General features: G+C 56.4%; 19 protein-coding genes. 11 read left to right on the top strand and 8 right to left on the bottom strand.

The annotated features are described in order from the left end of the window. The first annotated feature begins 5 nt into the window (after nucleotides 1-5). The 7 genes from BB497_01135 (at nucleotide 6) to BB497_01165 (ending at nucleotide 7,750) form a co-directional block, all read left to right on the top strand. Nucleotides 6-797, top strand: a complete 792-nt coding sequence (locus BB497_01135; protein ID AVI61406.1) for a type I methionyl aminopeptidase — start codon at nucleotides 6-8, stop codon at nucleotides 795-797. Then, nucleotides 797-3,472 carry a [protein-PII] uridylyltransferase gene (gene glnD / locus BB497_01140; GenBank protein ID AVI61407.1) on the top strand — a complete coding sequence of 892 codons (2,676 nt, stop codon included), beginning with the start codon at nucleotides 797-799 and terminating at the stop codon, nucleotides 3,470-3,472. The genes BB497_01135 and glnD overlap by 1 nt, the downstream gene beginning before the upstream one ends. Nucleotides 3,473-3,562: 90 nt before the next feature. Next, nucleotides 3,563-4,759: a succinyldiaminopimelate transaminase gene (locus tag BB497_01145; protein ID AVI61408.1), complete on the top strand. Its 1,197-nt coding sequence runs from the start codon at nucleotides 3,563-3,565 to the stop codon at nucleotides 4,757-4,759. 8 nt (nucleotides 4,760-4,767) lie between these two features. Further along, nucleotides 4,768-5,109 carry an ArsC family reductase gene (locus BB497_01150; protein AVI61409.1) on the top strand — a complete coding sequence of 114 codons (342 nt, stop codon included), beginning with the start codon at nucleotides 4,768-4,770 and terminating at the stop codon, nucleotides 5,107-5,109. Between the two features lie 70 nt (nucleotides 5,110-5,179). Continuing rightward, a complete protein-coding gene (locus tag BB497_01155; protein ID AVI61410.1) occupies nucleotides 5,180-6,205 on the top strand; it encodes a 2,3,4,5-tetrahydropyridine-2,6-dicarboxylate N-succinyltransferase in 1,026 nt (341 codons plus the stop codon). After that, nucleotides 6,192-7,364 carry a succinyl-diaminopimelate desuccinylase gene (locus tag BB497_01160; GenBank protein AVI61411.1) on the top strand — a complete coding sequence of 391 codons (1,173 nt, stop codon included), beginning with the start codon at nucleotides 6,192-6,194 and terminating at the stop codon, nucleotides 7,362-7,364. Before BB497_01155 ends, BB497_01160 begins: the two co-directional genes overlap by 14 nt. Further along, nucleotides 7,361-7,750: a hypothetical protein gene (locus BB497_01165; GenBank protein AVI61412.1), complete on the top strand. Its 390-nt coding sequence runs from the start codon at nucleotides 7,361-7,363 to the stop codon at nucleotides 7,748-7,750. Before BB497_01160 ends, BB497_01165 begins: the two co-directional genes overlap by 4 nt. A 54-nt stretch (nucleotides 7,751-7,804) precedes the next feature. Here BB497_01165 and BB497_01170 read toward each other — a convergent pair whose 3' ends face one another. Next, nucleotides 7,805-8,338 (bottom strand): DNA-binding protein, encoded by a 534-nt coding sequence (locus BB497_01170; GenBank protein ID AVI61413.1) that lies wholly within the window; start codon nucleotides 8,336-8,338, stop codon nucleotides 7,805-7,807. A gap of 110 nt (nucleotides 8,339-8,448) precedes the next feature. Between BB497_01170 and BB497_01175 the strand changes: the two genes are divergently transcribed. Further along, nucleotides 8,449-8,697, top strand: coding sequence for a slyX (locus BB497_01175; protein ID AVI61414.1), 249 nt, complete (start codon nucleotides 8,449-8,451; stop codon nucleotides 8,695-8,697). A gap of 64 nt (nucleotides 8,698-8,761) precedes the next feature. On the opposite strand, the gene BB497_01180 is transcribed toward BB497_01175, so the two are convergent. From BB497_01180 to BB497_01210, 7 genes are all read right to left on the bottom strand, one after another. Continuing rightward, nucleotides 8,762-9,883 (bottom strand): alanine dehydrogenase, encoded by a 1,122-nt coding sequence (locus BB497_01180; GenBank protein AVI61415.1) that lies wholly within the window; start codon nucleotides 9,881-9,883, stop codon nucleotides 8,762-8,764. Nucleotides 9,884-10,078: 195 nt separating this feature from the next. Beyond that, a complete protein-coding gene (locus tag BB497_01185) occupies nucleotides 10,079-10,525 on the bottom strand; it encodes a thioesterase (GenBank protein ID AVI61416.1) in 447 nt (148 codons plus the stop codon). A 48-nt stretch (nucleotides 10,526-10,573) separates the two neighbouring features. Beyond that, nucleotides 10,574-11,764 (bottom strand): SAM-dependent methyltransferase, encoded by a 1,191-nt coding sequence (locus tag BB497_01190; protein ID AVI61417.1) that lies wholly within the window; start codon nucleotides 11,762-11,764, stop codon nucleotides 10,574-10,576. Between the two features lie 75 nt (nucleotides 11,765-11,839). Continuing rightward, nucleotides 11,840-12,667 (bottom strand): DNA-formamidopyrimidine glycosylase, encoded by an 828-nt coding sequence (locus BB497_01195; GenBank protein ID AVI61418.1) that lies wholly within the window; start codon nucleotides 12,665-12,667, stop codon nucleotides 11,840-11,842. A 184-nt stretch (nucleotides 12,668-12,851) separates the two neighbouring features. Next, complete coding sequence (locus tag BB497_01200) at nucleotides 12,852-13,007, bottom strand: 50S ribosomal protein L33 (GenBank protein ID AVI61419.1); 156 nt, start codon at nucleotides 13,005-13,007, stop codon at nucleotides 12,852-12,854. 38 nt (nucleotides 13,008-13,045) lie between these two features. Further along, nucleotides 13,046-13,282, bottom strand: coding sequence for a 50S ribosomal protein L28 (locus BB497_01205; GenBank protein ID AVI61420.1), 237 nt, complete (start codon nucleotides 13,280-13,282; stop codon nucleotides 13,046-13,048). 251 nt (nucleotides 13,283-13,533) lie between these two features. Further along, complete coding sequence (locus BB497_01210; GenBank protein AVI61421.1) at nucleotides 13,534-14,208, bottom strand: hypothetical protein; 675 nt, start codon at nucleotides 14,206-14,208, stop codon at nucleotides 13,534-13,536. Between the two features lie 148 nt (nucleotides 14,209-14,356). Here BB497_01210 and BB497_01215 point away from each other — a divergent pair, with 148 nt between their 5' ends. The 3 genes from BB497_01215 to BB497_01225 are packed head-to-tail and all read left to right on the top strand — an operon-like array spanning nucleotide 14,357 to nucleotide 17,540. Continuing rightward, a complete protein-coding gene (locus BB497_01215) occupies nucleotides 14,357-15,643 on the top strand; it encodes a phosphopantothenoylcysteine decarboxylase (GenBank protein ID AVI61422.1) in 1,287 nt (428 codons plus the stop codon). Further along, on the top strand, nucleotides 15,637-16,101 hold the full coding sequence (locus BB497_01220; GenBank protein AVI61423.1) for a deoxyuridine 5'-triphosphate nucleotidohydrolase: 465 nt from the start codon (nucleotides 15,637-15,639) through the stop codon (nucleotides 16,099-16,101). The genes BB497_01215 and BB497_01220 overlap by 7 nt, the downstream gene beginning before the upstream one ends. Nucleotides 16,102-16,151: 50 nt before the next feature. Beyond that, a complete protein-coding gene (locus BB497_01225; GenBank protein ID AVI61424.1) occupies nucleotides 16,152-17,540 on the top strand; it encodes a phosphoglucomutase in 1,389 nt (462 codons plus the stop codon). Nucleotides 17,541-17,556 lie beyond the last annotated feature (16 nt).

Consider the following 17,556-nt stretch of genomic DNA (forward strand, 5'->3'; position numbering starts at 1 on the left):
AATTCATGAACGTTCCTATTAAGTCGCCTTCTGAAATCGAGAAAATGCGCGAGGCCGGGCGCCAAGCCGCCAGCGCCATTGAAATGATCACTCCGCATATAAAAGCGGGTATCAGCACGGGTGAAATTGACCGTCTGTGTCACGCATATATTGTCAACGAGCTGGGCTCTACCCCAGCGCCGCTTAATTACCACGGTTTTCCTAAAGCCACCTGCACCTCGATTAACCACGTGGTATGCCATGGCATTCCCGATGATGCCAAAAAGCTTAAGAACGGCGACATCATGAACCTGGACATTACGGTCAAAACCGCCGACGGCTATCATGGCGACTCCAGCGTGATGTTCGTGATCGGCGAAACAATCCAGGGCGAGCGCCTGTGCCGGATCACTCAGGAGTGTTTATATAAAAGCATCGAACTCATTAAACCCGGCGTTCGCTTATCAGAACTTGCTCGTGTAATTCAAAAGCATGCCGAAGACCACGGCTACTCCGTGGTGCGCGATTTCTGTGGCCACGGCATCGGCGCTGACTTCCATGAAGACCCGCAGTTCTTACACTACGATGGTTATGCACCGGACGCGGATATCGCGCTGGAAGCAGGCATGTGCTTTACCATTGAACCGATGATTAACGTCGGCGGCTACAAAACCAAGGTTCTGCGCGATGGCTGGACCGCTGTCACCAAAGACCGCAGCCTGTCAGCCCAGTGGGAACACACCCTGCTGGTCACCGAGTCCGGCGTTGACGTGCTAACCGCACGCAGCGACGAAGACTTTAGCTTTCTGAATCGCTGATGCTACTCCACCACTACCGGTTCGAGCCGGACACCGCACTGTATGACCTTGACGCTTTTCGCACCGAGCTTGCAGGAGCACGCTCCCCCGTCGCGCCATTCAAGGCGGCGCTGCGGGAGCTGCAGGCCAGGCTAGATGAACAGTTCCGTGCCGGCGCCGACATTCGCAATCTTGTACGCGGCCGGGCGTGGTATCTTGATCAGCTGCTGGCCATTGCCTGGGCACAGCACACCTGGCCTGATGATAGCGTCGCCCTGGTAGCAGTGGGCGGCTATGGCCGCGGCGAGCTGCACCCCCACTCTGATATTGATTTACTGTTTCTACTAGAGCGCGACGACGACATCCCCTACCGGGAGTCGCTGACCGCTTTTATCACTTTTTTATGGGACATCGGCCTGGAGATTGGCCACAGCGTGCGCTCTCTCAATGACTGCGTGCGTGAAGCCGAAGCGGATGTCACGGTGATCACCAATCTTCTAGAGTCACGGCTGATTGCTGGCCCCGAGTGGCTACGAGAGCAGATGCGCGAGCGGCTTAACGCTGACAACCTTTGGCCTGCCAATCGTTTTTTCGAGGCCAAGTGGCAAGAGCAAATTACCCGCCACTACCGCTATAACAACTCTGAGTATCACTTAGAACCCAACCTTAAAAGCTCACCCGGCGGGCTGCGTGATATTCAAATGATCGGCTGGGTGGCCAAGCGCCACTTTGGCACCGAACAGTACACGGACATCGTCGCCAATGGCTTTATGAACGATGCCGAACTTCGCATTCTAAGCCAGGGCCAAGCCTTTTTGTGGCAGGTGCGTTATGCCCTCCACATGCTGACAGGCCGCGCCGAAGACCGGCTACTGTTTGACCATCAGCGCACCATTGCTGAAATGTTCGGTTTCAAAGACACGCCTGAGCGCCTAGCGGTCGAACAATTTATGAAGCGCTACTACCGGCATGTGACGGCCCTAGCAGGGCTTAATGACATGCTGCTGCAGCACTTTGATGAAGTTATTCTACGCGGCAAAGAATCACTGGAAACGGTGAAGCTCAACGAGCGCTTTGAAATGAAAGGCGGCTACATTCAGGTGCGTTCGCGCAGCCTCTTCCGCGAGCGCCCGGCAGCGATGCTAGAGCTGTTTTTACTGATGGCGAAACACCCTGAGATAGAGGGCGTGCGTGCGGACACCATTCGCTTAATTCGCGACCACCGTCACCAAATTGACGATCACTACCGGGAAGACCCGCGCCACCAGCGGCTGTTTATGGCCATTATTCGCGCACCGGGTAACGTTCCCCGCCAACTGCGGCGTATGAACCGCTACGGCATTCTCGGTAAATACCTGCCAGAGTTTGGCCGCGCCGTAGGGCTAATGCAGCACGACCTATTTCATATCTACACGGTGGATGCCCACACCCTGCGCTTGTTGAAATTTCTACACGGCTTCCGTAAGCCCGATGCCAAAGGCGACTTTCCTGTGGCCGCCACGCTGATCCACCAACTGCCCAAGCTGGACTTACTCTGGATTGCCGGGCTGTTTCACGATATTGGCAAAGGCCGCGGCGGCGACCACTCTGAGATTGGTGCGCGTGATGTTGAGCACTTTTGCAAACGTCACCACGTTTCCCAGCGCGACACCAATTTGGTGAGCTGGCTGGTAGAGCACCACTTATTAATGTCCATGACCGCCCAAAAGCGCGATATCAGCGACCCTGATGTGATCCGCGACTTTGCCCTGGTGGTTCGCGATGAAACCCGCCTAGACTATCTCTATGTGCTCACCGTAGCCGACATCAACGCCACCAACCCCACGCTATGGAACGGCTGGCGTGCCTCACTGCTCCGCCAGCTCCACGCCGAAACCAAGCGGGCATTACGGCGCGGGTTAAATAACCCGCCTGACAGGGATGACTGGGTACGGGAAACCCGCACCGAAGCCCGCTCTTTATTGCAAACCATTGGGGTGGATAGCCACCAGATCGACCAGCTCTGGGAATCCCTGGGCGAAGACTATTTCCTACAGTACGCACCTAGCGAAATCGTTTGGCAAACCCAGGGCATTCTTGCTCATCAGCCCTCACCGCTGCCCCTGGTGCTGATCAGCGCACCCACCGCTGATATGGCGGAAGGCGGCACCAAAGTATTTATCCATACACGCTCGGTAGACGACCTTTTTGCCGCCACCGCGGCGGCCATGGAGCAGCTGGGGCTGTCGATTCACGATGCCCGCATTGCCACGTCCCACAATAACTGGACGCTAAATACGTTTATCGTGCTTGATAACGTTGGCCAGCCTATTCGTGATCTTGAGCGTATTGAAGAGATGCGCCAGCACTTGGTGGAAGAGCTGGACGATCCAGACGACTACCCAGACATTGTCTCCCGTCACACGCCTCGCCAGCTGAAACACTTCAAGGTGCCTACCGAAGTGTTAATTGAGCAGGACCCAGCCAACGAGCGCACGCTTTTAGAGCTAACCGCGCCCGACCGCCCCGGCCTGCTTGCCCGGGTTGGGCGAATTTTCATGGAGCAGGATATCGCCCTCTCCGCTGCCAAAATTGCCACCCTTGGCGAGCGGGTAGAGGACGTATTCTTTATTACCAATAAAGCGGGTGAGCCACTCACCGATCCAGAGCGCCAGCAGCAGCTGCGCGAGCGCTTGATTGAGGTATTAGGGGTTTAATATTTTTTGCAACCCCGGTTAGGTTTGAGCCTACACCGGGGCTTGCCTATAATCGACAGCCTACGCCCGCCAGCCATCAACGGACACGCTATGAACCCTGACTTAAACGCTCTACATCCCTATCCGTTTGAGAAGCTGGCCGCCCTTAAAGCGGCGCTGACGCCACCGGCGGGACTGGAGCACATCCCCCTCACCATCGGTGAGCCTCAGCACGCCCCTTACCCAGCAGCGCTTGAAGCCCTGGTGGCCCACCAGTTGGAAATGGCCCGTTACCCAGCCACCAACGGCCTGCCGGCGCTACGCGAGACCATTGCCGCTTGGGCCACCCAGCGCTTTGGCTTAACCGAGCTTGATGCCGAACGCCAGGTGCTGCCGGTGAACGGCACGAGAGAGGCGATTTTTGCTTTCGTGCAGGCAGCTCTCGATCGCAGCCGCCCTGCCAACGTAGCCGTGCCTAATCCGTTTTATCAAATTTACGAAGGCGCCACCCTGCTAGCGGGCGGGCAGCCACTCTACTTAGACTGCACCGCCGAAAACGACTTTCGCCCGGATTTTTCAGCGGTTGATGCCGCGACCTGGCGTGATGTGCAAATCGTGTTTATCTGTTCGCCGGGCAACCCCACCGGCGCGGTAACGCCGCTTGACGAGTTTAAGCAGCTAATTGCCCTGGCAGACGAACACGACTTTATCATCGCCTCTGACGAGTGCTACTCCGAGCTCTACCTGGACGAAAACACGCCGCCTCCGGGGCTTCTGCAGGCTTGCGCCGAGCTAGGCCGCGATGACTACCGCCGCTGTGTAGTCTTCCATTCGCTCTCTAAGCGCTCCAACCTGCCGGGACTGCGCTCTGGTTTTGTGGCGGGGGATGCGGACCTACTAGCCCCGTTTAAGCGTTACCGCACTTATCACGGCTGCGCCATGTCGCTGCCGCTGCAGCATGCCTCCATTGCCGCTTGGCAGGACGAAACCCACGTGCGTGCCAACCGCGATGCCTACCGTGAAAAATTCAGTGCGGTAACGGAGGTACTTGCTCCAGTGATGGATTTCCCCATTCCGGAAGCGAGCTTCTACCTCTGGCCTGCAGTGCCCGGCGGTGACGATATCGCCTTTACCCAGCGGCTGTTCAGCGAACAGCATGTGAGCGTACTGCCCGGCAGCTTGATGGGCCGCCCGGGGCAGAACAGTCATAACCCCGGTGCCGGTCGGCTACGCTTAGCGCTAGTGGCAGAACTTGAGCCAACGTTAGAAGCGGCCAAGCGCCTACGTCAATTGATCGAACTCAGCTAGGAGGCTGCATGCTGACGCTCTACATGATTAGCAACTGCGATACTTGCCGCAAGGCACGCAAAGCACTGGATGACAAAGCACTGCTTTATAAAACCCACGATCTGCGCAAAGACGGTCTTTCTGCTGCACTACTAGAACATATTTTACATCGCGTCCCCCTAGTCGAGGTGATCAACAAACGCAGCAAAACGTGGCGCGAACTTTCGGATGAAGAGAAAGATTACGACGCGAATTCGGCTCGTCAGCTGCTGCTCCAGCACCCCACCCTGCTCAAACGACCGCTGCTGGAGCTGGACGATGGCACTATTTTGATAGGCTACCGTGAAGGCGACTACGATAAATTAGGCTAGCGCCCTGACGCACACCCTCCCACTCTCTTCACACTTTTCACGCTCTTAAACACTTAAAGGATGACGCGTTATGCTGAGCTTTGCGCTTGGAATTGGCACTCAAAATACCCAGGGCGACTGGCTGGAAATTTACTACCCGGCTCCGCTGCTTAACCCCGCAGAAAGCTTAGTAGCCGCCGCTAAAGAAACGCTGGATGCGCCTACGGGAAATGCACCGGTCAGCTTCTTACCGGAAGATTGCACGCGCTTGGCCAAGGCGCTGGAAGCCGCTGGCCACCCGGAGCAAGCAGAGCTTGCCGAATCACTGGCAGCGAGCCACCGCCCGCTGGTGGCCATGTTCCTGGAGACCGACCAAGCGCCGCAAACCGCCCCTGAGGTATACCTCAAACTCCACCTGCTTTCCCACCGTTTAGTGAAGCCTCACGGGCTGGATCTGACCGGCATGTTCGGCCTGTTACGTAACATTGCCTGGACAAACGAAGGCGCAATCGACATCGAAGAGCTGCCCGCCCGCCGCCTAAAAGCACGTTTGGCTGGCCGTGTGCTGTCAGTAGACTGCGTTGATAAATTCCCCAAAATGACCGACTACGTCGTGCCCACCGGCATTCGCATTGGCGACACCTCACGCGTACGTTTGGGCGCCTACCTGGGTGAAGGCACCACCGTCATGCACGAAGGCTTCGTCAACTTCAACGCAGGCACCGAAGGCCCCGGCATGATTGAAGGGCGCATCTCGGCGGGTGTCATGGTCGGCAAAGGCTCTGATCTCGGCGGGGGCTGCTCGACCATGGGCACGCTTTCTGGCGGTGGCAATATCATCATTAAAGTCGGCGAAGGCTGCCTCATTGGCGCCAATGCCGGTATTGGCATTCCGCTGGGCGACCGCTGCACCATCGAAGCAGGCCTTTACATCACGGCTGGGTCAAAAGTCACCCTGTTGGACGACCAGGGCCAGGAAGTAAAGACCGTGGCCGCCCGCGAGCTGGCGAACCAGGATGATCTGCTGCTACGTCGTAACTCGCAAAACGGTCGCATCGAGTGCCTGACCAATAAAAGCGCCATCGCGCTGAACGAGGCACTGCATGCCCATAACTGAGCCTGACGCGCTGTCGCCTACGCTGAAGCTGGCGTTTGATTTACTCGGCCGTGCATCAGTCACGCCAGACGACGAAGGCTGCCAGGACATAATGATCGAGCGCTTAACGGCGCTCGGCTTTCATGTTGAGCAGCTTCCCTTTGGCGATGTGAAGAATTTCTGGGCGGTACGCGGCCACCACGGCCCAGTGCTTGCGTTTGCTGGCCACACCGATGTAGTGCCTAGCGGGCCGCATACCAGCTGGGAGTTTCCGCCCTTCTCACCCTGCATTGATGACCACGGCATGCTGTGTGGGCGCGGAGCGGCCGATATGAAAGGCAGTTTAGCGGCTATGCTGACCGCCGTTGAGCGTTTCGTCACCGCCCACCCCGACCACGATGGCCGCATTGCGTTTTTAATTACCTCCGACGAAGAAGGCCCCGCTGTCGATGGCACCCGTGCGGTGGTGGAACATCTGCGCGAACGCAATGAGCGCCTGGATTACTGCATCGTCGGCGAGCCCTCTTCCACGGCCCGCTTAGGGGATGTCATTAAGAACGGTCGCCGTGGGTCGCTGGGTGGCGTCCTACATGTTAAAGGTGTGCAGGGCCACGTGGCTTATCCACACTTGGCGCGCAACCCGATTCATCAAGCGATGCCAGCTCTGGATGCTCTAACAAATGAGCACTGGGATGCGGGCAACGACTTCTTCCCCGCTACCAGCTTTCAAATTTCTAACTTCCGGGCAGGTACCGGGGCGACTAATGTGATCCCGGGCGACGTCGAAGTAGTCTTCAACTTCCGCTACTCCACCGAAGTCACCCACGAAATGCTACGCGCTCGCACTGAAGCGATTTTGGATCAGCATGGCCTTGAGTATCACATCGACTGGACACTCAACGGCGAGCCGTTTTTAACCGCCGAAGGCAAGCTGGTGGATGCCGCGATTCGCGGAGTAGAAGCTGTCACCGGCGAACGCCCTAAGCTCTCTACCAGCGGTGGCACCTCCGATGGCCGCTTTATCGCCACCCTTGGCGCCCAGGTCGTCGAGCTCGGCCCGCTCAACGACACGATTCATAAAGCCAATGAGCGCGTGCTCGCCAGCGACCTAGATACGCTAAGCCGCATCTACGAGGCCACTCTTCAAGCGCTGCTAACGACCAACGAGGTAAGCGTATGATGGAGCGGTTTCCAGATATTGAGGTGTACCTTGCACAGGTCGCCCTGGATGATATTAATGCATGGCTGCAGGATGCGCTGAACGCCCCGCCACTTAGCCCCGCAGGTAAAGGCAAGTGGAACACCCGTGGTCAGCATGAAGGGGAGGCAGTGCCGGTGCTGTTAGTAGACCGCGCCGCCGACGGTTTTGCCAGCCTGTGGTTTGATAGCCACCACACGCCGTGGCATACCGATCAAGAGTGCGCCCAGCACGCCGCCGAAGCGCTACAAATTGAGGTACGCTGCTCGCTAGGTGGTTGGCACCCAGGCGATGACCCTGACCGCTTCTGGCAAGTGTTGCCAGGGGGGCAAGAAAAAGCCATTGAGTGGCCAGATTCGGGTCGTTAAACGCAAAACCCCCGCATGCGCGGGGGTTTGCTATTTCAGCAACTGCCTGAAAAATTACTCAATAATACTTACATCGTCGGCTTGTAAGCCGCGTTCATTCTTAATCACGTGATAGCGAACAATCTGACCCTCGGCCAGCATGCGTGGGCCACGGCCACGAATCGCGCGAAAGTGAACAAACACATCTTCACCGTTATCGCGAGTAATAAAGCCGTATCCTTTATTGGTATTAAACCACTTCACCTCTCCCTCTTCGCGGCCATCATTGGGGTCGATGATATCTTCCTCTTCCTCATCATCTTCCACCATAGGCGCCGCCTGGGGCTGGCGGGGTGCGGGCTGTGCACGGGCTATATCTGCTTTTACCACCATAGGCGGCGCCAGGGCAGCAGCGGCTAAAGTACCGATAAACAGCACGGCAAAACAACCCAACGCGACGGCAATATAAGCACCATTAATACCCGCCGCTAACAACTGCTCAGCCAGCAACGCATCCGTTAAATGAACAATCCCCGCCAGCAGCAGCGGCGTGGGGGCGGCAAGTAAGACACTGATGAAGAAACAGCGAAAAACAACTTTTGGATTCATAGATAATAAAAGCTCTCTTGTTGTATGGGTAACAGACGAAGGACAATACTCGGACTACAAGGCCCATTCCTAACAGTACCGAGCATACTACACAAGGTAACGATGTTATCATGACAAACGACTTATCGCCCGCTGAGCTAACTCAACGTTTTGAATCTTTAGAGAGTCGCTTAGCGTATCAAGAGCATTGGCTGGACACTCTTGACCAAGCGGTTGCCCAGCAAGAGCGCCGTTTAGAAAAACTGGAACAGCTAAGCGCCCTAATGCGCGAACGCCTTCGCGAGCAGCATCAGGCGCTACAAGCAAGCGACTCCCAAGGCTCCTCTCGCCCAGAAGACGAAATACCGCCCCACTACTAATACTCACTGGCTAATACTCACTGACGAGCATCCAAGCTCGCAGGTCGTTGCCGTTGGTTTAGTTTTAAACGTTGTTTAACACATCGGCAGGGCTGACGCTTTCCAGACCGAAGGCCTCTGCCACCGCTTCATAGGTGATATTGCCATTGTGCACGTTAAGCCCCGGCAAGAAATGGGCGTCATCCTTAAGCGCTTGCTGCCACCCTTTATTTGCTAGCGCCAGCACAAAGGGAAGTGTGGCATTCGTTAGCCCCAAGGTGGATGTACGCGCCACTGCGCCCGGCATATTGGCCACACAGTAGTGAACAATGCCATCCACCATGTAGGTTGGCTCAGCGTGAGTGGTGGGCCTGCTGGTTTCAAAACAGCCTCCCTGATCGATCGCAACATCGACTAGCACGCTGCCCGGCTTCATATCCGCCAGCATTGCGCGGGTAATCAGCTTGGGAGCCGCCGCACCCGGTATTAGAACGGCCCCTACAATCATATCGGCTGTTTTTACCGCATGATCCAGCGCATCCGCCGTAGAGTAGACGGTCTTAATTCTCCCCTGGTAGCGGTCGTCTAACACTTCCAGCCGAGCAATCGATTTATCGAGAATCGTGACATCGGCTCCTAAGCCAAGCGCCATGCGCGCTGTGTTCTCGCCCACCACGCCGCCGCCAATTACTGTGACGCTGCCTGGCGCCACACCTGGCACTCCTGGCAGCAGCACACCAGAGCCGCCCTGCGCCTTCTCCAGGCTATGCGCCCCCGCCTGCACCGCCATACGGCCCGCTACGGTGCTCATCGGCGCCAGCAGCGGCAGGCCACCTTTAGCATCGGTAATTGTTTCATAGGCAATACAGGTAGCGCCGCTCTCCACCAGGCCATGGGTCAGCGACTTTTCAGCGGCTAAGTGCAGGTAGGTAAACAGGGTGTGATTAGGTGTTAGCCGCGCCACCTCTTCGGCCTGCGGTTCTTTAACCTTTAAAATCAGCTCGGCACTTTGCCATAGCACTTCTACATCCGCTTCTATCTGGGCACCAGCGGCTTCATAGTCGCTGTCGCTAAATCCTGCGCCCTCTCCTGCAGCGGCTTGAACCAACACCGTATGCCCATGCTCGGCTAGCTCGCGCGCCCCAGTAGGCGTTAGTGCTACGCGATATTCATGGTTTTTAATCTCTTTTGGTACGGCGATTTTCATGGGCGTTTTCCTTTTCAGCAGAAGATCAAAATAAGGAGCGTCCGCAATAAACGATAAATAGACGCTGATAGGAAAGTTACCGCACTGATTGCGTTAACCACCACCCCAGCACAGAAAAACAAAAAAAACGCCGGTTAAGGCGCTTTATAGAAGGAAAATATAGTGACTAACGGCTCTAAGCAAAAAAATCATCGCCTAATCGCGACACGACTCTGCTACCACTGCGCCGCCATAGCAGTGCAGGTACTCTTCTGGCAGCCGCTTAGGGCGGCCGCTCGAAAGTGCAACACAGGCAAACCGGGTGCGCGCGTTTAGTAGCGTTTTTTCATCATCCACACGCTTTAACTGAAAGCGGCGCGTTAGGCTAAATCGCCCATCGCACGCCACAATCCATGTCGCAAGCTTGAGCGCATCGCCCATGAAGGCAGGCGCCAGGTAGTCCAGCTCATGGCGATGCACGACCATCGCTCGGTCAAGCGCACGATAACGCTCAAGAGAAAGCCCCAACGCCTCGGAGTGGGCCCAGCTGACTTGTTCAACCCAGCGTAAATACTCGCCGTTATTGACATGCTGGTAGGCGTCGATCGCCTCTTGGGTCACGTGGATATCGATCACAAAAGGATCCGGCAGCGCCCACTCCATTGTCTCCTCCTTGCCTTATCGCCCTACATTGGCCGCCTGCTGACAGGTTTAATCACGAAACACTCGCACGCCTAACGCTTTTAGATACGAGGTTTCAGGAATAGCCGGGTGCACCGGATGGTCAGGCCCCTGGTGGCCCTGGAAAATCACCTGGCCGTGACGATCTTGGTGACGCACCGCACCGCGCACTACGTCAACCAAGCGCTCAGGCGCGAGGTGCATGGAGCACGAGGCTGAAAGTAACAAGCCATCGCGACCCAATAAGCGCATCGCTTCACGGTTTAAGCGGGCATACGCGCGCTCACCATTGGGAATGTCTTTGCGTTTTTTGATAAACGCAGGCGGATCAAGAATCACCACGTCGAACTGTTCGCCGTCGGCTTTCAGCGCCGCTAGGGCCTCAAACGCATCGCCCGCACCCACCGCGACCTGCTCCTGAACACCGTTTAGCTCGGCGTTACGCGCCACTTGATCAAGCGCTGAGGCAGAGGAGTCGACGCACAGCACCTCCGATGCACCGCTAACTGCCGCCTGTACTCCCCAACCGCCCACGTAACTAAATACATCCAGCACGCGCTTGCCTGCCACATGGCCATTCAGCCACGCACGATTAACCCGGTGGTCGAAGAACCAGCCGGTTTTTTGGCCGTTAAGCACCGGCACGGCAAACTGCACACCGTTCTCTTCTAGCAGCACTTCATCGGGCAGTGTGCCTTTCACAACGTCAACGTGAGCTTCCAGGCCTTCCTGACGACGGCCGCCCGTATCATTACGGAAGACAATGGCACTGGGCTTAATAACTTTTTCCAGGGCGTCGACAATATCTTCCGCCAGTGCCTGCATACCCGCTGTATTAAGTTGCACCACGACCACATCGCCAAAACGGTCAATCACCAAGCCCGGTAGCAGATCACCTTCACCGTGAATCAAACGGTAAAACGGCTTATCAAACAGGCGTTGGCGTAGGGCCAACGCTTGGTTAAAGCGGTGTATAAACAACGAACGGTCTAAACGCATTTCCGGGTCGCGAGACATCACCCGCGCACAGATGAGCGAGTGCGGATTAACGTAGGCCACCCCAAGGGTTTTACCGTTCGATGCTTCAATGAGTGCAGGCTCACCTGCGGCAAAATTTTTCAGCGGCGTCTCTTTAATATCTACTTCGTTAGAGTAGATCCATAGATGGCCCGCTTTTAGGCGGCGGTCGGCATCTTTGTTCAGGCGCAGGCGTTGAGTCACAACAATCTCCAAAAGAGCAATCTCACAAAGCACATAGACTCTGAAAGCACAGACAAACAGTAAAAAAAGCGGTCGTTAACGCTGACAGCCGGGACAAAACACACTAGCGCGCTGACCAAGGGTAATGCGTCTAAGCTCCGTGCCACAGCGTAGGCAGGGCTGCCCATGACGCCCGTACACATTGAGTTGCTGGGCAAAGTAGCCCGGCTCACCCTGGCCGCTAACAAAATCACGCAGTGTGGTGCCGCCCTGGGTAATCGCCGCCGCTAATACGTCTTTAACCGCAGTAGCAAGCGCCTGATAACGCGCTAGGGAGATACGCCCTGCCGCGCGACGCGGGTCAATGCCCGCCATAAACAGTGCCTCGGCTGCATAGATATTACCCGCGCCAACCACCACGCGGTTATCCATCAAAAAGGGCTTCACCGCAACGCGCTTATTACGTGACGCGTTATACAACCAGCGGCCGTTAAACGCGTCGCCTAACGGCTCTGGCCCAAGGTGCGCCAAGCGTTTATCTAGGCTGCCATCACCCTGCTGCCAATCAACAAAACCAAAGCGGCGTGGGTCGTGATAACGCAGCACGTAACCCGAGGTAGTCACCACGTCCACATGATCATGTTTTTTCGGCAAATCCCCCACGCGAGCGATGCGCAAGCTGCCCGACATGCCTAGGTGCCACAATAGCGTGGCACCCCCTTCAGGCACTACCAAGGGGATTTGTAAGTACTTGGCCCGGCGTTTTAACACACCAACCCGCGCCCCTACCAGTCGCTCAACAAGATCATCAGGCACGGGTACACGAAGACGCGGCTGGCGAACCAGCACTTCACTGATCTCCTGCCCTTCCAAATAGGGGGCAATGCCGCGTCGTGTCGTTTCAACTTCAGGCAATTCGGGCATGATGAAAGCCTATGATGACAGCACAATGACAACGGCCCTGGCAGTGACATTGCCACTCCTTACTGACGCAAAAGTGGCACGCCCTAACAGAGACACTAACAAGCAGACATGCAAAAACCCGGCTTGGGGCCGGGTTTTTCAACAGGCGCTCGCCTGCAGTGAAAGCCGATCATCGTAACCGTGATTACTTGATCTTGGCTTCCTTGTAGATAACGTGCTTACGGACGACCGGGTCGTATTTCTTGAATTCGAACTTATCCGGTGTGTTCCGCTTGTTCTTATCAGTGGTGTAGAAGTGGCCTGTACCGGCACTAGACACCAACTTGATCTTATCGCGCATGGTTTAACTCTCCCAAAAGTGCTTAGCCAAAAGCTGGCTTAGATCGCGTCGCCGCGCTTGCGGATATCAACCAGAACCGACTCGATACCTTTCTTGTCAATAATACGCATACCTTTAGAGGAAACGCGCAGTTTGACGAAGCGGTTTTCAGCTTCAACCCAAAAACGATGGGTGTGCAGGTTCGGCAAGAAACGACGACGTGTCTTACGCTGGGAGTGAGAAACGTTATTTCCAGTTACCGGACGCTTGCCGGTAACCTGACATACTTTGGACATGAGAGCCTCCAACCACTTGGCGAGTTGTTCAAAACTGTCGGGCAAACCGGAGCAGGGAAGGAGTCGACGCCGTTAACCGCCAAGCTTTACCCAAATCCGTTATTCAACCCAAGTTTAAAGGTGGCACTTTATACCAGAGCGCCTAGCCACCGGCAAGGAAAACCGCCCAAAAAGGCCAAAAAAGGCGTTTTTTGGTCAGTTTACTTAGACAAACAACCAAAACCTTAAGGCCATTGTGTCGTTTATCTTTTTTATAGCCAGCCGCGCTCGGCAAATGAAACCACATCACCGTCACCCACCACAAAATGATCAAGCACCCGCACATCGAAGAGTGCAAGAGCATCTTTTAAGCGTTCGGTGATACGTCGATCAGCATCGCTTGGCTCAGCAACACCCGATGGGTGGTTGTGTGCCAGGATGACAGCACCTGCGTGCAATTCTAACGCACGCTTGGCAACTTCGCGGGGGTAAACGGACGCGCTGTCTAGGGTACCGCGAAACAGGGATTCATAGCGAATAATTCGGTGCTGGGTATCCAAAAAAAGGACCGCAAACTCTTCATGTCCTAAATGGCGCAGCTGGGAACTGAGATAGTGGCGTACCAGCGCAGGTGAAGTTAGCGCGTTACCACGCGCCAGCTGACTCGCCAAATGGCGCCTGGAAAGCTCAAGCGTTGCCTGCAATTGAGCAAACTTCGCGCTACCCAGCCCCCTAGCCGCACAGAACTGCGTTTGATCGGCCTCAAGCAGCTGCCTTAACCCACCAAAACTGCTCAGCAGATCCCGCGCCAAATCCACTGCCGAGCGTCCTTTAACGCCTACACGCAGAAAAATCGCCAACAGTTCGGCATCTGAAAGTGCCTGGGCGCCCATGTTTAACAGTTTCTCTCTTGGTCGCTCACCTTCTGGCCAATGATTAATCCCCATCCACGCCTCCCTGCTTGTTAGTTTAAAACCCCTCGACCACCAACATCTCACTATAACTAGCTTTTATACTCTCTGCCGGAGCATGCCAAAATAATCAGTCAAATGGTATGGTAAGCCTCTTTACGAACGTCACACTGGACTGCCCGCCATGGCTTCACTTCCGCTATCTTCTTTATCGTCGCTTACCGGCAAACGCCTGCTGCTAGGCGTTAGCGCGGGTATCGCGGCCTATAAAAGCGCGCTACTTGTTCGCTTACTCAAGCAAGCGGGCTGCGAGGTACGCGTGGTAATGACCGAGGGCGCCCAAGCCTTTATCACGCCGCTAACCCTGCAGGCGCTCTCCGGGGAGCCTGTGCGCACTTCACTGCTAGACCCCGAAGCCGAAGCCGGCATGGGCCATATTGAATTGGCCCGCTGGGCAGACGCCGTGGTTATTGCCCCAGCTACCGCCGACTTAATCGCCCGTTTAGTGCATGGCATGGCGGATGACCTGCTAACCACGCTGTGCCTGGCCTCTGAAGCACCCAAGCTGATCGCCCCTGCGATGAACCAGGCCATGTGGCGCCACCCTGCCACCCAGCGCAATATGGCGCAGTTAGCCAGCGATAGCTGGCAACTGATTGGCCCAGCGGCTGGGGATCAAGCCTGCGGAGATGTAGGCCCAGGCCGAATGAGCGAGCCAGAAGAGATTTTTAACGCGCTAGCTCAGCACTTTTCGCCTCCCGTCAAAGCGTCTGGCGAAATATCCAGCCGTGCACCACATATTGTGATTACCGCAGGCCCTACTCGAGAGGCGCTGGACCCAGTGCGCTACTTGTCGAACCACAGTTCAGGCAAGATGGGCTATGCACTAGCCGCTGAAGCAGCAGCGCAAGGCGCACGGGTCACGTTAATCAGCGGCCCGGTGAATCTACCCACCCCCCAAGGCGTCGCACGCATTGACGTGGAAACAGCGCTTCAGATGCACCAAGAAGCGCTGCGCTTAGCGCCACAGGCAGCGCTGTTTATTGGCTGTGCAGCGGTTGCCGACTACCGCGCCGAAAGCGCTGCCGTGCATAAAATCAAAAAAACCGACGATAACGACACGCTTACCCTTACGCTGATTAAAAACCCTGACATTATTGCCGAGGTCGCTGCACTGCCCAACAGCCAACGCCCCTTTGTGGTGGGCTTTGCCGCTGAAACTCAGGATGTAGCGCGCTACGCAAACGACAAGTTGCAGCGCAAGGGGCTAGATATGATCGTTGCCAATGATGTTTCCCAGCAGGGCCTCGGCTTTGGCAGCGACGACAACGCGGCCCTGCTCCTTTGGCGGGCAACCTCTGGCACTGAGCAGTTGGCAGCGCCGCCGCAAACTAAAAAAGCGCTGGCGACCCTCATCATTCGCCAAGCGCTGACGCTACTCCCCCCTCAACCCTCCGGAGCATTATCATGAGCAGCCCCCGCCCACGCCTGCAGTGCAACGTATTAGATGATCGCCTGCTCGACTACCTGCCCTCCTACGCCACGGCAGGCTCTGCGGGGATGGATCTACGGGCACTGTTAGATGAACCGCTAACCCTTGCCCCCGGCGACTGCGAACTCGTGCGCACTGGCCTTGCCATCTATATTGAAGACCCAAGCCTTGCAGGCATGATTCTGCCCCGCTCGGGCTTGGGCCATAAGCACGGCATTGTGCTGGGCAACCTAGTGGGGCTGATTGACTCCGACTACCAAGGAGAGCTGATGATCTCGGTGTGGAACCGTGGTCAAACAAGCTTTACGCTGGCGCCTTTCGAGCGTCTCGCGCAGTACGTGCTGGTGCCCGTGATCCAGGCAGAACTTGCCATTGTGGAAACCTTTGAAGACTCCACTCGCGGCACTGGCGGCTTTGGAAGTACAGGCCGTCAATAGACAGCCCGTCCACTCAGCACTTATTAAGGCCCGCTTCTCAAGGACTGACCATGACCGTACCTGCCTCCATCTTTCGCGCTTATGACATCCGCGGCATTGTCGATAGCACGCTCAATGAAGCCACCACTGAGCTGGTTGGTCGCGCCATCGGCTCGGAGGCCGCTGCCCGCGGCGAACATAGGGTGATTGTTGCCCGGGATGGGCGGCTTTCTGGGCCACGTCTGCAAGCGGCGCTGATGCGTGGCCTGCAAGCCGCTGGGCGGGATGTCATTGATATCGGCATGGTACCCACGCCGGTGCTCTACTTTGCGACCCACACGCTGCCTGAGAGCAGCTCTGGCGTGATGTTAACTGGCAGCCATAATCCGCCTGATTACAACGGTTTTAAAATTGTCCTGGCGGGGGAAACACTCTCAGGCGACGCCATCACCGCGCTCTACGAGCGGATACAAGCCGGCGACTTTACCCACGGCGAAGGCAGCGTGCGAACGCATGATCTACGCGCCGCCTATTTGGCGCGTATCCTCAGTGACGTGCACGTAGAGAGGCCGCTGAGCGCCGTGGTGGACTGCGGGAACGGCGTCGCGGGGGAGCTAGGCCCAGCGCTTATTGAGCGGCTGGGTGTTACCACTACACCGCTATTCGCTGAGATTGACGGCCACTTTCCCAATCACCACCCCGACCCTGGCAAGCCTGAAAACCTTCGGGATTTAATCCACCATGTGCAACAAACCGGTGCCGATATTGGCCTCGCGTTTGACGGCGACGGCGACCGTTTAGGGGTTGTCACACCCAGCGGCCGCATGATCTATCCCGATCATCTGCTAATGTTATTTGCAACTGACATGCTATCGCGCACCCCCGGTGCCAAGGTGATCTTCGATATCAAATGCACCGGCAACCTAGCCAAAGTCATCAGTAAAGCAGGCGGCGAACCCGAAATGTGGCGCACCGGCCACTCACTCATTAAAGCGCGCATGCGGGAAACAGGCGCTGAGCTGGGTGGTGAAATGAGTGGGCATATCTTTTTCAAAGAGCGCTGGTATGGCTTTGACGACGGCCTCTATGCCGCCGCCCGCCTGCTGGAAATTTTAGCGCGGTATCCTGGCAGTGCCGACGCGCTGTTTGATCAATTTCCACAAGATGTGGGCACACCCGAGATCAACATCACAGTACCGGACGAAGAAAAATTTGCCATTGTCGAGAAGCTTGCTCGTGAAGGCAGCTTCGGCGAAGGTGTCAGAACCACGCTGGATGGCATTCGCGTCGACTACCCCGACGGCTGGGGGTTATGCCGCGCGTCCAACACAACGCCAGCTCTAGTGCTGCGCTTTGAAGGCAAAGATGCCACGGCACTTACCCGTATACGCGAACGCTTTGCCCAAGCGCTGGCAGCGGTTTCACCAGCGCTTAACATTCCTGAAACCCCAGCACAATGAGCGCACCTTTAGAACG

Origin of the sequence: Halomonas sp. GFAJ-1, assembly GCA_002966495.1 — a bacterium.
Lineage (GTDB): Bacteria > Pseudomonadota > Gammaproteobacteria > Pseudomonadales > Halomonadaceae > Vreelandella.

Coding starts and splice junctions, on each gene's coding strand:
- BB497_01135 (AVI61406.1), top strand. CDS start 6: ATGAACGTTCCTATTAAGTCGCCTTCTGAAATCGAGAAAATGCGCGAG.
- glnD (AVI61407.1), top strand. CDS start 797: ATGCTACTCCACCACTACCGGTTCGAGCCGGACACCGCACTGTATGAC.
- BB497_01145 (AVI61408.1), top strand. CDS start 3,563: ATGAACCCTGACTTAAACGCTCTACATCCCTATCCGTTTGAGAAGCTG.
- BB497_01150 (AVI61409.1), top strand. CDS start 4,768: ATGCTGACGCTCTACATGATTAGCAACTGCGATACTTGCCGCAAGGCA.
- BB497_01155 (AVI61410.1), top strand. CDS start 5,180: ATGCTGAGCTTTGCGCTTGGAATTGGCACTCAAAATACCCAGGGCGAC.
- BB497_01160 (AVI61411.1), top strand. CDS start 6,192: ATGCCCATAACTGAGCCTGACGCGCTGTCGCCTACGCTGAAGCTGGCG.
- BB497_01165 (AVI61412.1), top strand. CDS start 7,361: ATGATGGAGCGGTTTCCAGATATTGAGGTGTACCTTGCACAGGTCGCC.
- BB497_01170 (AVI61413.1), bottom strand. CDS start 8,338: ATGAATCCAAAAGTTGTTTTTCGCTGTTTCTTCATCAGTGTCTTACTT.
- BB497_01175 (AVI61414.1), top strand. CDS start 8,449: ATGACAAACGACTTATCGCCCGCTGAGCTAACTCAACGTTTTGAATCT.
- BB497_01180 (AVI61415.1), bottom strand. CDS start 9,883: ATGAAAATCGCCGTACCAAAAGAGATTAAAAACCATGAATATCGCGTA.
- BB497_01185 (AVI61416.1), bottom strand. CDS start 10,525: ATGGAGTGGGCGCTGCCGGATCCTTTTGTGATCGATATCCACGTGACC.
- BB497_01195 (AVI61418.1), bottom strand. CDS start 12,667: ATGCCCGAATTGCCTGAAGTTGAAACGACACGACGCGGCATTGCCCCC.
- BB497_01200 (AVI61419.1), bottom strand. CDS start 13,007: ATGCGCGATAAGATCAAGTTGGTGTCTAGTGCCGGTACAGGCCACTTC.
- BB497_01205 (AVI61420.1), bottom strand. CDS start 13,282: ATGTCCAAAGTATGTCAGGTTACCGGCAAGCGTCCGGTAACTGGAAAT.
- BB497_01210 (AVI61421.1), bottom strand. CDS start 14,208: ATGGGGATTAATCATTGGCCAGAAGGTGAGCGACCAAGAGAGAAACTG.
- BB497_01215 (AVI61422.1), top strand. CDS start 14,357: ATGGCTTCACTTCCGCTATCTTCTTTATCGTCGCTTACCGGCAAACGC.
- BB497_01225 (AVI61424.1), top strand. CDS start 16,152: ATGACCGTACCTGCCTCCATCTTTCGCGCTTATGACATCCGCGGCATT.